At 43.5% G+C, this 15,922-nt stretch carries 11 protein-coding genes; 4 read left to right on the forward strand and 7 right to left on the reverse strand.

The window, feature by feature from the left end:
- Positions 1-31 precede the first annotated feature (31 nt).
- The gene (locus FAM09_RS06325; RefSeq protein WP_136576198.1) at positions 32-2,566 is read right to left on the reverse strand and encodes a glycoside hydrolase family 9 protein; all 2,535 of its coding nucleotides are present in this window, start codon (positions 2,564-2,566) and stop codon (positions 32-34) included.
- 27 nt (positions 2,567-2,593) lie between these two features.
- Positions 2,594-3,814, reverse strand: coding sequence for a serine hydrolase (locus tag FAM09_RS06330; protein WP_243751608.1), 1,221 nt, complete (start codon positions 3,812-3,814; stop codon positions 2,594-2,596).
- 360 nt (positions 3,815-4,174) lie between these two features.
- Between FAM09_RS06330 and FAM09_RS06335 the strand changes: the two genes are divergently transcribed.
- The 4 genes from FAM09_RS06335 (at position 4,175) to FAM09_RS06350 (ending at position 9,280) form a co-directional block, all read left to right on the forward strand.
- Positions 4,175-5,185, forward strand: a complete 1,011-nt coding sequence (locus FAM09_RS06335; RefSeq protein WP_136576200.1) for a fumarylacetoacetate hydrolase family protein — start codon at positions 4,175-4,177, stop codon at positions 5,183-5,185.
- 16 nt (positions 5,186-5,201) lie between these two features.
- Entirely contained in the window at positions 5,202-6,083 is an 882-nt protein-coding gene (locus FAM09_RS06340; protein WP_136576201.1) for a flavin reductase family protein, read from the forward strand.
- A gap of 132 nt (positions 6,084-6,215) precedes the next feature.
- Positions 6,216-7,742: a lysine--tRNA ligase gene (gene lysS, locus FAM09_RS06345; protein ID WP_136576202.1), complete on the forward strand. Its 1,527-nt coding sequence runs from the start codon at positions 6,216-6,218 to the stop codon at positions 7,740-7,742.
- A 260-nt stretch (positions 7,743-8,002) separates the two neighbouring features.
- The gene (locus FAM09_RS06350; RefSeq protein ID WP_136576203.1) at positions 8,003-9,280 is read left to right on the forward strand and encodes a T9SS type A sorting domain-containing protein; all 1,278 of its coding nucleotides are present in this window, start codon (positions 8,003-8,005) and stop codon (positions 9,278-9,280) included.
- A gap of 68 nt (positions 9,281-9,348) precedes the next feature.
- Here the strand turns inward: FAM09_RS06350 and FAM09_RS06355 are convergent, their stop codons facing one another.
- The 5 genes from FAM09_RS06355 to FAM09_RS06375 form a co-directional block, all read right to left on the reverse strand.
- Positions 9,349-10,170, reverse strand: a complete 822-nt coding sequence (locus tag FAM09_RS06355) for an SDR family oxidoreductase (protein ID WP_136576204.1) — start codon at positions 10,168-10,170, stop codon at positions 9,349-9,351.
- Positions 10,171-11,004: 834 nt separating this feature from the next.
- On the reverse strand, positions 11,005-12,552 hold the full coding sequence (locus FAM09_RS06360; RefSeq protein ID WP_136576205.1) for a DHA2 family efflux MFS transporter permease subunit: 1,548 nt from the start codon (positions 12,550-12,552) through the stop codon (positions 11,005-11,007).
- Positions 12,553-12,729: 177 nt separating this feature from the next.
- The gene (locus tag FAM09_RS06365) at positions 12,730-13,785 is read right to left on the reverse strand and encodes an HlyD family secretion protein (protein WP_136576206.1); all 1,056 of its coding nucleotides are present in this window, start codon (positions 13,783-13,785) and stop codon (positions 12,730-12,732) included.
- A gap of 29 nt (positions 13,786-13,814) precedes the next feature.
- A complete protein-coding gene (locus FAM09_RS06370; protein WP_166437041.1) occupies positions 13,815-15,140 on the reverse strand; it encodes a TolC family protein in 1,326 nt (441 codons plus the stop codon).
- A gap of 24 nt (positions 15,141-15,164) precedes the next feature.
- Positions 15,165-15,806 carry a TetR/AcrR family transcriptional regulator gene (locus FAM09_RS06375; protein ID WP_136576208.1) on the reverse strand — a complete coding sequence of 214 codons (642 nt, stop codon included), beginning with the start codon at positions 15,804-15,806 and terminating at the stop codon, positions 15,165-15,167.
- Positions 15,807-15,922: the final 116 nt, after the last annotated feature.

The raw sequence follows: 15,922 nt of genomic DNA on the forward strand, positions 1-15,922 counted from the left end.
GCATCAAGGGAAATTTTTCTACAAATTAATTCTAGTTTAGCAATTCCTTGATGGTAGTCAACTCATATTTTCTTTGCCGGAGATAGTTTATAAGCCCTGGAAGCTGAAGATAGAATTTATCGGTACGGTTAGGATGTGTACCAACGTGTATTAATAAGATAAAGCCATTAAGTCCCGCGCTGTTTCTTTGTTCGTATGTGATAATAGAATCTAATATGTCATTACTACTCCTATAGTTTTTCATATCAGGCGTAGTATAATCGGCATTGCTGTAAGTACCCGGGGTAAAATTCACCAGTTGCAATCCCTGTTGTTTGGTCCATGAGGCAATGGAATCATTATACCATTCAAATGGCGGCAGAAAGAACCGGGCGTCCTGCCGGTTGATCCCATATGCCTGCATTGCTGTATAGTTACTTTCAAGGTCTTGTACGAACTGCTCCCTGGTCACAAGCAAACTATCTCGCTTGCCCCAGTCACTATACAACAGATGCCGATCGGAATGCGGCCCAAAATAATGACCCTTCATTTTCATGTGCCAGATCATCGCTCTATACATATCATTACGATAAAACCTGCCGGTAAGAAAAAAAGACGCTTTCACATTGTGCTGTTGCAATGTGCGGCTAATAGAACCAAGCCCATCGCCATATTCATCGCCGGTAAAAACCAGGGCCAGTTTTTTTTGCTTTAAATCTCCTCTTGCTATAGCGCCATGATCATAAGTAAAAGGCGTAGGCGTTACTTTTGTTGATAATGCAGTCTGTTGCGAAGCCTGCTTTAAAGTTGTGCCACTGGTTTTAACGAGCGTACCCGCCTCTTTAGCCGCCAGCAAATATATAAGCGAAGCTGTACCATCCATGGTTGGCTCGTTGGTTGAATAATCGCCATAGTCATCATGGTATACAACCAGGTCGCTTTGAAATGTGGCATACTCATCGGGCTCATTCAGCGTAATGCCAATAAGGTTTTTGTAAATAGAACCATATACCGGACCATCAACCAGTCCGCCATCGATGGGGTATTGTTTCAAATGCGTAAAAGCGGAATGTGGATCAACAGGCGTATCGCCCCATGCAGGTAATCCATACACCATGCTCGTACCCCAGGGATTGCAACCAAACAACCAATCAAAACAAGCCTGCTCCAATTCGCTATAGGCGGCATCACCGGTTAAAGTCCTGTACCAATAGCACTGCATGGCAAAAGAGGTGGTGAGGTTGTTGCTGCACCAGATAAAGGGCACGCCCCGGTAAAAAGCATTCTGCTTAGCTTTTTGCCATACCCGGTCTATGCCTTGTTTGTAATAACCCAGCAATTCTTTCCGCTCCTTTCCCTGCAACTGTTTAGCCAATTCATAATGCCCAAGGTTAATGAACGGATACCACTGGTAATGCCTGGCAGTATCGGTCCCTAACCAGGGCGTGATGGTTTCGCCCTTTGCATATTTATAGGCTGCTGTTAAGAACTTTTTATTGGCAGGCGCCATGGAATATAAACAAGCACCAGCCAGCTCCATATCGTCTGTCCAGTTATCTTCTTCATAAAAATACGGCGACCTACCAGGGGCTGTTTGACAAACGCCAGGCTTTTCTATACCTAAGGACCAGGCCGACAAGGCGCGGCTTTTCATAACGGGATCATGAAATAACGTAGCGCCCAATGCAAAGGCGCTTGCAAATTTCCCTGCCGTGGACGCCACGCCGGTTGACCGGTTTTTATATCGCCCAAAACCCTGTGGTGTGCCGGTGCAGAAATATACCGGCCTTTCATACCCCCGGCCATAAAAACTATCTTCTTTGGGTATACGCATTCCGTGATGATCGCGGTCGTCGGCGATCTGGTTAAACAGCCAATCTTTTTTCGGATGCATTTTTAACAGCCAGTTCAACCCCCATCGTGCTTCGTCCAATACATCTGCCTGATTATTTTTTCCAGGCAAGCCGTTCGCCAGGTGCTCGTCGGCAAATACTTTTGGAAAATCCCGATAAGCAGCCAGTAAATGCCAGGTGGCATTGGCAGAAGTAGTTGCATATTGTAAATAATCTGAGGCATCGTGCCAGCCACCGCTTGCATCGATACGGGTGCTATCGGGCATAGGGCCGTATAAAGTATACCCATCATGCGTATGGCAACTGTCTTTCAAAAAAGGATTGAAGCCACTGCGTTGCTGCCGCATATAACGCAGGCAAAAATTCGCTGTTCCTTTATACACATCCTGAATTATAGTAAATTCAGGCGACGTAGCCGATCCGGCTTTTATTATGTACCGCCCGGGCCGGGCAAAGGCAGAAAAATTCAACCGGCAAGTTTGTGTGAACGGCCCATATCCACCAAATGCGTTGCTCGCTTTTGCTGCATATACCGTTTTGCCGCTGGTTACTTCAACAATAGTAAAATTGGTAATGATATTTTTTTCTTTACTACACCACACGGCCACCTTGGTGCTATTAGGTTTGTAGCCTAATAAATTGATGCGTACCCAACTGCTGGTTTGCGCAATGGCATTAAAACCGGTTATGCTTAACAGTAAAATAATAACAAGTTCAGGAATAAATTTTTTCATGGATTGTACTTTAAGCCGCGATGACCTTTAATTGCGATAATCAAACTGAAAAGCGCTCAGATCGGGCACATACTTCCTTTTTCTTTTCAGCTCATATTGATAAATAATGTTACCGACCTCTTTAAAAAAGGGATACCCTGTTTCTTCATACTCGTATTTATCGTCATTCAATACGCCATCGCTATTCACATAAATATTACCGCTCACCATAAACTCAATCTTATTCTTGAAATCAACGATGTAAGCCACATCAGTCAAAAAGCCGTACGACCAGCCTGTTTTATTAAATATGCGGATGTGGGATGGAATTTTACTGCGCCATGCTTTGAACATAAAAAACTTGGTATAGCTGTCGAAAAATTCGGTGGTATCGTAGTGCGGACAATTGCTTTCAGATGGCAGCTCGCTCATGTACCGGTGGAGGAAAGCATAATCTTCGGGCTGCAACCTAAAACGCTTCTTCTCAGGCACTGAATTAGGGAACAACACCGTCTGTAAAATCTGCTGCATATCTTCCAGTGGAAAATTATTATGCGTTGTAAAATCCATGGGCTTCCTGATCAAACTATCCTGGCGGTTGTAATGGGCGCGGCCAATCAATAATTTCCTTTTAAAATTGAAAGGAACGGGATTGTATGCTGCATATTGCAAATACAATAAACTATCGCCTTGCATAAACCGGAGCGGGTTGGTATGGCGGTTCTCGTCTTCATTCATGGTTACAAAGCGGCGGGTAATGCGTATATCGATATACCCCATTTGCCATAATCGTTCATTCAATGTTTGTTGGCCAACAAATTCATATAACCGGTTGTAGGCATCATTATCGCTTACCAGGAAAATCTTTTTCACGTAATGGGCAACCGATGGCAATAAGTTAGCAGCGCTGCTATCATATTTTACTTTTGTTTGGCGACTGTACGCGCTATCGGTAAGCATGGTAGTATACTTGTTAATTCCATACTTACTTAAAGTATTGATCTTCTCCAGCGCCAGTAATGCTGTGGGTAATTTAACCATGGAAGCCGGGTTAAAATATTCGGTACGGTTAACCCTGTAATAGTAATTCGTAAAATGGGGCTGGTTATTTTTATCCCGGTCAATTTTTGTGTAGATAAACTGGCAATGAAACGTATCAGGTTGATTCAGCATGTCTTTTAAAAAAGGCGAAGCCTGTTGCCGGATCAATTGCTCCAACCACACATCCGTTTTACTTTGTGCAGTTACTACACAAGTTGTTGCTAACATTATTATTATTAGCACAGATTGTTTCATGCCCAAACGTACAAACAAAAAAAGTGCGGGGATAATTTTTTACAACGCATAAACCGGCAGGGAATGGTGAAACGTGAAACGGCAAACGTGAAAGCCCGAACCCTGAATGTCGGCAGTCTTCGCCCCGGCCAAGGGCTGAAAGCCAAAAGCCTGGTATTCCTTTCTTATTTCTCAATTTTTATTATTTTTCATTACTCTGCCTTCCACTTCAACGTTCGTTATTCTACATTTAATATTCACCATTTTCCCTCGCTGCTTACTATCATCCCTTACCAACTTTGTCAACTTTTCAACCCTATCAACTATATTGCATCCTCTAAAATACTGCCATACATGAAAATTGTTTCTTATCTCAGCGACGGCCACGACCGTGTAGCTATATTAGTAGACGGATTGTTATTTGATGCCGAAGTTTTACACCCCGATCTACCACAAAATATGAGCATGTTCCTAAGTTATTGGGAAGATGCCTACCGCATGGCGCTGGGCGGAGAAATGATGATCAGAGAAGGAAAGATCTCCAAGAGCAAAGGATTTGCGTACGAAAGTGCAACTATTCTGGCGCCGGTACCTTTCCCCACATCTTGTCGTGATGGCTATGCTTTCCGGCAGCACGTGGAAGCGGCCCGCCGCAACCGCAAAGTACCAATGATCCCCGAATTCGATCAATACCCCATTTTCTATTTTACCAATCACCACAGCATACAAGGTCCGGGCGATATACAATGCATGCCCGATCATTTTGAAAAACTCGATTTTGAACTGGAAGTGGCTATTGTCATTTGTAAACAAGGCCGTAACATCAGGGCAGAAGATGCCGACGAATATATTGGTGGATTAATGATAATGAACGACATGAGTGCCCGCCGTTTGCAAATGGAAGAAATGCTGCTGAACCTGGGACCCGCCAAAGGAAAGGATTTTTCTACCGTTATCGGCCCCTGGTTGGTAACTTTAGATGAACTACAACAATACGAAGTGCCTACCAAAGAAGGGCATACCGGTAAAACCTTCAACCTGCGGATGCAATGCCGGGTGAATGGTCAGCAGGTAAGTGATGGCAATATGAAGGATATGGACTGGACCTTTGCCGAGATCATTGAAAGAGCTTCTTATGGCGTTGATCTGTATCCCGGCGATGTTATTGGCAGCGGCACGGTAGGAACCGGTTGCTTCTTAGAGTTGAATGGTACGGGTAAACTGAACGACCCTAATTACCAGGAACAATGGCTGCAACCCGGCGATGTAGTTGAAATGGAAATAGATGGTTTGGGCATACTCAGCAATACGATCGTTCAGGAAGAAGATGATTTTTCAATATTGGCCAGGAAGAAGTCAGTTTAAATTATCACATTATATTATGATCCTTGATTTAAAAGATCTAACACCGGTTCAACGGCAAAACTATCTGCAACACGCCATAGCACCCCGACCTATTTGCTTTGCCAGTACGGTTGACAGAGCAGGTAATGTGAACCTGAGCCCATTTAGCTTTTTTAATCTTTTTTCTTCCAACCCGCCGATTGTTATTTTTTCACCCGCCCGCCGGGTACGCGATAATACCACTAAGCATACGTTACAAAATGTAATGGAAGTGCCCGAAGTGGTGATCAACATCGTGGATTATGACATGGTATACCAAACCAGTTTGGCCAGTTGTGAATTCCCCAAAGAAGTAAACGAATTCACCAAAGCCGGTTTTACTGCCGAACCTGCCACGCTGATACAGCCGCCGATGGTTAAAGAAAGCAAAGTGAAGATGGAATGCAAGGTGCATGAAATAAAACCTCTGGGTACAGAAGGCGGAGCAGGCAACCTGGTGATTTGCGAAGTACTGCGCATGCATATTGCCGATGAAATACTTAATGAAAAGAACCTGATCGATCAGCGCAAATTGCACCATGTGGCCCGCCTGGGTGGCGACTGGTATTGCAGGGTGAATGAAACCAACCTCTTCCAGGTTGAAAAACCCAATACTCAATTGGGCATTGGAATAGACGCCCTACCAGCACCTGTTAAAAATAGCAAGATCCTTACCGGTAATAACCTGGCCCAGCTAGGCAACGTACACGAAATGCCGGTGATTGATCCCGCGTTTGACGATCCACAATTAAAAAGCATTTTTCAATATTATTCGGTAAACCCTGCCGATATGGAGACCGAATTACATACATATGCCAAAAAGCTGCTAAACGAAGGCCGGGTGCAGGAAGCCTGGCAGGTGCTGCTGGCGCTGAATTAAAAGACTCAAGACCCAAGATCCAGGGCACAAGGAGCTGAATTTGTAAGCGCTACCCGAAAAAAAGCCCTTGAGCCTTGATTCTTGTGCCTTGAACCTTATTTGATTACCTTTGCAGCCGCATTTGCAATTATTATGAGCACACAACATTTGTCTGAACAGGAAATCATTCGTCGCGAAAAATTACAGGAATTACAAAAGCTGGGCATAGATCCTTATCCGGCGCCGCTTTACCCGGTTAATATCACTGCGGCCTACATTAAGGAACATTATAAGGGCGAAGAAAACAAAGCCGACTTTGCCAATGTTTGTCTGGCCGGCCGTATCATGAGCATCCGTGACATGGGAAAGGCTTCCTTTGCCGTAATTCAGGATAGCAGCAGTAAAATTCAGCTTTATATTAAGCGCGACGAAATTTGCCCAGGTGAAGACAAATTGCTGTACGATAAAGTTTGGAAACACCTCACCGATATTGGCGATATCATTGGCGTGAAAGGATATGTGTTCACCACTAAAACCGGTGAAACCTCCGTGCACGTAACCGAACTTACTTTCCTTACCAAATCTTTAAAACCATTACCCATTGTAAAGGAAAAAGAAGGTGAGACGTTTGACGCCGTTACAGATCCTGAGTTCCGTTACCGCCAACGCTATGTTGATTTGATCATCAATCCACAGGTAAAAGACGTTTTTACAAAGCGCAGTCAGTTGATCAATACCATCCGTGATTTCTTAAATGCACAGGGTGCTTTGGAAGTAGATACGCCGGTATTGCAAGCCATACCCGGTGGTGCTGCTGCCCGCCCGTTCATTACGCATCACAATGCACTGGATGTGCCTTTTTATTTGCGTATTGCCAATGAACTGTACCTGAAACGCCTTATTGTAGGCGGGTTCGACTGGGTATATGAGTTCAGCCGTAATTTTCGCAATGAGGGTATGGACCGCACCCATAACCCTGAATTTACCGTTCTGGAATGGTATACTGCATACAAGGATTATTTCTGGATGATGGAGATCACAGAACAACTGGTCGAAAAAATAGCAGTTGCCTTGCATAATACAACTACTGTTCAGGTAGGTGACACAACAATTAATTTCAAAGCGCCGTTCAAGCGCATCAGCATATATGATGCCATTAAAGAACATACAGGCATCGACGTAAGCAATATGAATGAAGATGAGTTACGGCAGGTGTGTAAAAAGCTGAACATTCATACCGAAGCGAGTATGGGTAAAGGAAAACTGATCGATGAGCTGTTTGGTTCAAAATGCGAAGAGCATTATGTGCAACCCACGTTCATCATCGATTACCCGGTTGAAATGAGCCCGCTTACCAAAAAGCACCGCAGCAAACCGGGCCTGGTAGAACGTTTTGAACTGATGGTAAATGGTAAAGAGATCGCCAATGCATACAGCGAGCTGAATGACCCCATCGATCAACGACAACGTTTTGAAGAGCAGGCTGAGCTGTTGAAACGTGGTGATGATGAAGCCATGTTTATCGACAATGATTTTCTGCGTTCCCTTGAATATGGTATGCCCCCAACATCGGGTATTGGTATCGGTATCGACCGCCTGGTAATGCTGATGACCAATCAACCCAGTATACAGGATGTACTGCTGTTCCCGCAAATGCGTCCTGAAAAGACCGGAGAGTAAAGAAAAAGCAACCGTTATTCCATAGATAGTTGTTCGAACATAATTAAAGTAGCACACCACCAATGTGCTACTTTTTCGTTTTAAATTCCCACCACCAACATTAACTTCCCTCTCGCGGACTATTTCTTCCCATACAGGGAAACGCTCCCCTTACAGGTCAATTTTTACTAATAAGTAATGTTATTGTTTAGAGGGCATTAAATAATAGCACTTAGGTTGGCAGCGTAATTGTAAATTTTCAGGTGTCAAAAGATCCGCATATGAAAACCCTCTACACCCTATGCACCCTTTTAGTGCTAAGTACACAACAAACGTTTGCCCAAACGTACACATTTAACTGGGCAACCAGTTTTGTAACCAGTTGGCTTACCGGCGTGCTATCCGGCAATGCTAATAATATTAATAGCTCAACAGTAAATGCAACTGTCAGCATTAGTAGTTCGCAAGGCAATACTGCCTTTACCAATTTCGGCGCTTTTGCCGCACCGGTAGTATCCGGGTCTCCTTTTACAACTAATCTGAGCACCATTACTTCCAACATTGCTATTGGATGCGACTTTAGTAATAAATCTAACTACGCTGATATTGTTATCACCTTCAATTCGGCCGTTAAAAATGTAAGTTTTAATGTGGCGGATATTGATAAACTCGCCTGGTGGAGCAGCACCTACTTTGATGAAATTGTGGTAACCGGCACCAACAGCGGTCTTGCAGTTACCAACCCAACCATTACCAAACTGGTTACAGGGTCTAATTACGTAACCATAGCAGGTAATGTGGCAACCGCCAATACAAACTGGGGCGAAGGCGGAAACAGCGCTTCAAGCGTTGCCGATCAGAATGGTACGGTTATCGTTAATTTCGGTTCTACCATATTAACTGCCATAACTATCCGATACCGAAATAATACAGCGTCACAAAACAACCCCGAAGAACAATCCATTGCCATCGGGAATATTTCCTTTGAACGTGCTTCTACTTTACCGCTTACATTAACATCTTTTAATGGTGTTGTTAATAATAATGCTGTGCAGCTCAACTGGACTTCTGCTCTGGAAGAAAACCTGGAAAAATATATAGTTGAAAAAAGCACCAATGCTACCCACTGGCAAACATTGTCAACTGTAAAAGCGGCAGTGAACAGCAATAGTACGAATGAATACAATGTAACCGACCCCAATGCAGCGCCTGTAAATTATTATCGACTGAAACAGGTTGATGTAGATGGCAACTATACTTATTCACAGATCATCCGTATACGCAGTGGCACCAACGACAAAACAGGAATTAAGCTGTATCCCAATCCTGCCATTAACGCTGCTACGGTTACTATTAACAGTAAAACCAAACTAACTGCTCATATTAAAGTATACAATCAGTTTGGGACGCAGTTACAACATTTACAGCGGCAGCTTATTACAGGTTCCAACAACATCCCTGTTCCCGGTATACAAACGCTACCATCCGGTACATACATAGTATCTGTTGAAGATGAAGCCGGCAATAAAATTGGGACCACGTCATTCATTAAACAATAGCCGCTCTCCTGATAGCCATGAACTGTAACGCAACCTCTGCACAATAGTGCAGAGGTTTTTTATTATCATTATAAGAAAAGATCAAGCATAAGCTTTTGCGCCGGGTTTACTGCGTAGTGGGTAAAATCAGTAACGCCTTGTTGCGTCAGGATTTCCTCATCAATAAAGAAATTACCGGTACATTCCGTAGCGGGACGTTGTAAGATATGATAAGCCGCATCGGCTACTATTTCAGGCTTCCGGCTGCGTTGAACCATCATATCTCCCCCAACTATGTTTTGAATGGCAGCAGTGGCGATGGTGGTCTTGGGCCACAGGGCATTTACTCCGATCCGGTGCGGCTTAAGTTCTTCAGCCAGTCCCAAAACGATCATACTCATCCCAAACTTGCTGATAGTATAAGCCAGGAATCGCCCAAACCACTCAGGATTTAATGTTAAAGGCGGGGATAAATTCAAAATATGCGCATTAGTACTCTTTTTTAACAAGGGTAAACACGCTTTACTCATGAAAAAGGTCCCACGTACATTTATATCATGCATGAGGTCCCAGCGTTTTGGCTCAGTTTGCTCCGTCGGAGACAGCGTAATGGCGCTGGCGTTATTGATCAGAATATCCAATCCGCCCAATTGCTCAGCCGTTATTTTTACTATCTGTTCAATACTATCTTCAAAACGAATATCTCCCTGAATAGGAACCACTTTTCCCGCACCGGCTTTGGAAATTTCTTCCGCTGCGGTATAAATAGTTCCCTCTAATTTAGGGTGCGGTTCAGCCGTTTTGCCAACAATCGCAATGTCTGCTCCTTCAGCAGCTAAGCGCATGGCAATCGCTTTACCTATACCCCGCGAACCTCCTGTAATAAGTACTTTTTTTCCCTTGAACTGCATAGTAGTGTATTTATCGGGTGAATCAATTAGGAATGCGTTTTACAATTTATTCTAATTCAGCGTCAAACAAAAACGAAAAGTATTAGCACAGCAAAAGATCAACGTAATTTTACTATATCATAGGTAATTTCTGAATAATATAAATCAAGCATTTGTTCGCTTGCAATTCAATTTTTTTAACAATATGTTTGTATACGTCAGATTGATCGATTCACAAGAACACCAATATCCAAAGAAAAAACCTGATCCAAAAATCCGAGAAAAACCATCCCGATAGCTATCGGGACCAAAATCCAGAAAAACCAAAACCCGCTAATTAACGGGATATCCAAGATCCAAAGAAAAACCGAGTTCAAAAAACCAATGTTCCTGAAAACCAAAATGAGTTCCTGAATCAATCAATTAAGACAAAGAAGAAATCCAAATCCGTTTTAAATCCAGGCATCCTTTGAAAATGAACTAAAATTTGTACCTCCTGATGAACCCTGTTCCTTCTTGGTAAGGTTTAGTACAAACTTTTTGACAGTCCCGGAGTCTATCTCCTGGACTGTTTCTTTTTATACCAGTCTCAACCCTCTATGTATAAGCAGAAAGTCCGAAAGAAGCTTGCCTGGTGGCGTACTCCTTCCGGACTTAATTCCTCAGACCTCAGACTTATTAACCTTTCAATTATTCATTTTCCGTACCAACCATTTCTGCCTTCCCTGTCTTCCGGTCCTGCTAAAATCTATCTCCAACCTGTCTTTTTGTATTTCAGCTATATGGTTTTTCAATCATTCTTTTCAAATCTCCTTCCTTCAACTTACTATATACTTCCAACTTCTTACCTCTTTCTTAATGCGCATCCGTAACAATCACCGGTTTCTTCTTAAACTTCTGCAAATAGATCACAGGAATGGCTGCCAGTACAAACACCCCGATCAACAGGTACATATGATCATACGTTACCAGCATAGTTTGTTTTATAACTGTTCCTTCCATCATCCCGTTGCTCTTTTGCTGGGCTTCCAATAAGGAATACCCTTTGCTCAGTAACATTTGTATTTGCCCATCCCTACGCTGTATATAAGCCGGATTATACGGATTAATATTTTCTATTAGTAGATTACGGATCTCGCCCGATTTGAGGTGTATAAGGGTTGTGAGAATGGCTACACCAAACGATCCACCCAACTGACGCATCATGTTGTTCAACCCAGTTCCCTGGCCAATTTGTTTTCCCTGAAGACCCTGTACCGCCAATGTGGTAAGCGGTACGAACAGAATGGCCATACCAATTCCCCGGATAATAAGCGGCCAGAAGAAATCACCGGTACCTGATTCGAGCGTACTGTTCGATAGCATCCAACAGAAAATGAAGAACAGGAAAAAACCACCCGTTGCCATAAACTGCGCCGGTACCCCTTTCTTCAACATCGCACCTACAAACGGCATCATTAAAATGGTAGCCACCCCGCTGGGCAATAAGATCAATCCTGTTTGAAAGGCCGTAAACCCTAATAGGTTCTGACAAAACACCGGGAAAATAAATACGGAACCATAAAGCGCGAACCCAAGCGCAAAGGAAGTAATAATACCTACTGCGAAGCTTCGGTCCTTCAGGATGCGGAAATCAACCACCGGATGATCAGTGCTAAGTTCCCGCCAGATAAAACCAATACCTGCCAGAAGCGTAGTAATGGTCAGTGCCGCTATATAAGGCGTAGCAAACCAGTCTTCCGACTCCCCTTTTTCCAACACCACCTGCAAGCTTCCCACACCAACTGCCAGTAACAGGATACCCCACCAATCGATCGGTTTTCCTTTTGCAAACTTTGGCGACTCCCGTACAAACATCGATACGAGAAAGGCAGCAATAGCACCCACCGGAATATTTACATAGAATATATAACGCCAGTTTGAATTGTCAACGATGTAGCCACCAATGGTGGGACCGATCGTAGGACCTACCACCGCACCCAAACCAAATAATGCGGTTGCCATTCCAATTTCTTCCCGCGGCCAGGTTTCCATTAATATGGCCTGTGCGGTTGACAATAAACCACCACCTGCCAACCCTTGCAATATCCGGAACAGGATCAGCTCCGTAAGAGAGCTTGCCTGTCCGCATAAATAAGAAGCCAGCGTGAATATCAAAATGGAGGCGAGAAAATAATTCTTTCTTCCAAAACGATCGCCCAGCCAACCCGACATCGGTAAAATAATTACGTTGGCCACTGCATAACCGGTTACCAGCCAGCCGGCATCTTCCAGGGTAGCGCCCAGGTTTCCCATGATCTCGGGCAGGGCTACGTTCACGATCGTTGTATCGATCAACTCCAGCAAGGAAGCCATGATCACGGTAATGGTAATGATCCATTTCCTAAATCCTTGTTCTGCCATAAAAACATATTTTTTTAGCCTAACGCTTATTCCTCAACTCAAAAATTTTCAGCTACAAGCTGTAAGCCATAAGCCAAAGGCAAGGTTAAACGCCGAGTTGAAACTGTATTTGCTTGAAGCTTGCGGCTTGCAGCTTCCGGCTGTTTTCCGCTTGCAGCTTTCAGCTTTTAACTGCACTTACGACTTCTTAGTATCCACCACCACTTTGGCGCTCATTCCCGGACGTAAGCGATTTACAAAATCAGCATCCGATTTATCGAGTTTGATCCGAACAGGTATCCGCTGCACTACTTTTACGAAGTTACCGGTAGCGTTATCGGGCGGCAGTAAAGAAAATTTAGCGCCGGTAGCGCCTGCAAATGATTCTACCGTTCCGTTCAATAAATGATCGCCAAAAGCATCCACATTGATATGCACAGCCTGACCTACACGGATATTATCAATCTGCGTTTCTTTAAAATTGGCAGTTAAAAACAGTCCATTATCATTTACTATGGAGAATAATGATTGACCGGCCTGCACCAATTGTCCGGGTTGAATGGTTTTTTTGGAAATAACACCATCCGTAGGCGCCGTAATAACAGTATAGCTCATTTGCAATTTGGCATAATCAATATCAGCCTGGCGCAAGCCAATGTTAGAAGCGGTAGCCTGAACCTGCTGGCGGTTGGTACTTACTTTTTCCTGTACAACCGGCACCTGTGTTTCAGCAGCACGCAACGCGGCTTCTGCCGCATCCTTTTCTGCTTTGGCCGCATCAAACTGCGCTTTGGTGATTGCATGATCTTCAAACAGGGCTTCATAACGCTTGAAATCTTCTGTTGCTTTCCAAACCCGTACTCTTGCTGTTTCTACATTAGCCTGGGCAGTGGCGATTCCAGTCCTGGCTTCGGCTACTGCATATTGTGAAACATTAACAGATTGTTTGGCAACTGCCAGCGCCGCTTCAGCCTGTTGCAGCCTGATCTGGAAATCCCGGTCATCGAGCACGACGAGGGTATCTCCTGCTTTTACAAATTGGTTATCTGTAAAACGAATTTCTTTAATGTAGCCGCTTACCCTGGTAACAACCGGACTAATATCGGCGTCAACCTGGGCGTTATCTGTTTCCTCATGGCTTTGACCATAGAAATATTCTTTGGCAGTAAATGCCAATGCACCTACTAATACGAGTCCCAGGATAATCGGGAAAATGATCTTTTTCCCTTTACTGCTCTTTTTTACGTCGTTCATACAATATCTCTTTAATACTTTTTAAAAGGTTAGGGTTGAATATGGCCTGTTGTTTTCAAAAGGGTATAATAAGCGGCGGTAGCATCTGCCTTTGCCAGCTCAAGATTCAAACGCGACTCATACAACAGGGTTTGCGCATCAATACGGTCGGTGGTAGTTGCCAGGTTATTCTTGTACTTCGATTCGGTTATTCTTTCGTTTTCCGTTGCCTGTACAACAGCATCGTTCAGTACTTTAATTTTTTCCAAAGCCTGTTGATATTGGGTGTAGGATCTATTTACATCCATTTTCACCTGGTCGGTAAGCAAGTCGCGCGTGGTTGCTACTTCCTGTTTTTGCAAACTGGCCTCCGTTAACTTGTTCCTGCTCTTAAAGAAACCGGTAATATCCCAACTGGCATTTACGCCTACTACAAATGGAGCCAGGTAAGTAGCGCTTTTGGGGACCAATGCTTTTGTGGGATTGATGTAATACAGATTGCCACCGATGCCTACAGTTGGCAACTTTTCATCGTGCACTTTCCTGATGTTGACATCGGCCAGCTTATCCTGGTAATTCAACGAGCCAAATTCCTTTCTATCTTGCAGGGCCTGCTTCAGATATGCTTCCGGTCTGTCATTCATATCCAGTTTGTAAGCTACGTCCTGTACCTGTATGGCTGTATTTTCTGGCAGACCCAGCAAGATATCGAGGTTATAATTCACCACTTTGCGGTTGTTTTCCAGTTCAATTTGCATCAGTTGTATGTTCGATTTCTGCAGTTGAAACCGCAATACATCATTACGCGTGGCCAAGCCCTGGTTTTCAAACTTTTTTATCTCTGTTAATTTCTGGTCTACATCTTCCAGGTTCTGCGCTACTATTTTTTGATTCTGTTGAATTTTATAGAAGTTGATATACGCACTGATCACATTATATACAATTTCATCCTTGTCTTTTTCCGCATCCAGTTTGCTGCTTTGGATCAACAGGTTGGCCGATTCGCATGCATACCGGTAACGGCGCCCGTTAAAAATGGGTTCATTAATGCTCAGTGTTGCCTGGTACAGCGTGTTATCGAAGGTGAATTGCATTTTCTTCGGATCTGAGCCATCGGATGAGGGCAGTGCAAAATTTCTCGACAACATCAACGCATGGCTATAACCAGCGCTCACTTTGGCGGTAGGCATTCTTTCATCTTTTGCCTGCTCCAATTGCGATACCGCCTGTTCAATTTTATTTTGAGCCAACTTTAATTGCTTGCTGTTTTGCACGCCCAAACGCACAGCTTCTTCGAGGCTAATTGTTTTGGTTTGTGCTTCCGCAGAAAAAATGGTTAGTAATAAGGCTAATCCCGATACTATTATCTTTTTCAAGTTCATGGATCTATATATTAAATGTTATTCTTCGTTTTTTATATCCAGGTGCGCCCGTAATAATTGCTTCAGATGCGTTTTTATCCGAGGAGCAATTTTTTTACGATAAGTGGCATCGTCGGTTTCTTCAACTTTCAATAGCCGGCAATACAGGCTTCTTGAATTGACGATCTGCATCAACGTACCAAACACGCTCGCCATCGTGAGCTCGACATCTACCTTGCGAAAAACTTTTTTCTTTTGCCCGTCTGTGATCACCTTTTTTATTTCTTCCAGGTTCCGCAACTTGATATTTATAATAAGCTCTTTTATTTCTGTTGAGCGCGTATTATTGTACTGTTGCGACATGATACAATGGAACTTGTAATTATTAAATATTTTATCCACATAATGCTCAACCTGCCGGTCAACCTTATCCCAGGGGGTTAGGGTTTGATTTTTATTTAATTCTTCCAGAATACCCAGCGTATACCCGGCCCTGTCTTCTATCAACGCTTCCAGCAACTTTTCCTTTGAACCGAAGTAATAAGATATCATAGCAAGATTAACGTTAGCGAGTTGCGCTATATCCCGCACAGAAGTTCCATCAAATCCATTGTCGGCAAACAATTGCTCTGCAACCGTTAGTATGTGTGCCCTTTTATCAACTTTTTCAGTAGGTGCCATTTTTCAAATCAATTTCTTTGGAGCCCCAAAGTTAAACAAACGTTTAAATTAAACAAACGTTTAAGTAATTTTTACCCTTCATTATTTTATACGGCGTTGCAATTATTACAAACAGA

This window comes from Niastella caeni (assembly GCF_004834005.1).
In the GTDB taxonomy this organism is placed as follows: Bacteria; Bacteroidota; Bacteroidia; order Chitinophagales; family Chitinophagaceae; genus Niastella; species Niastella caeni.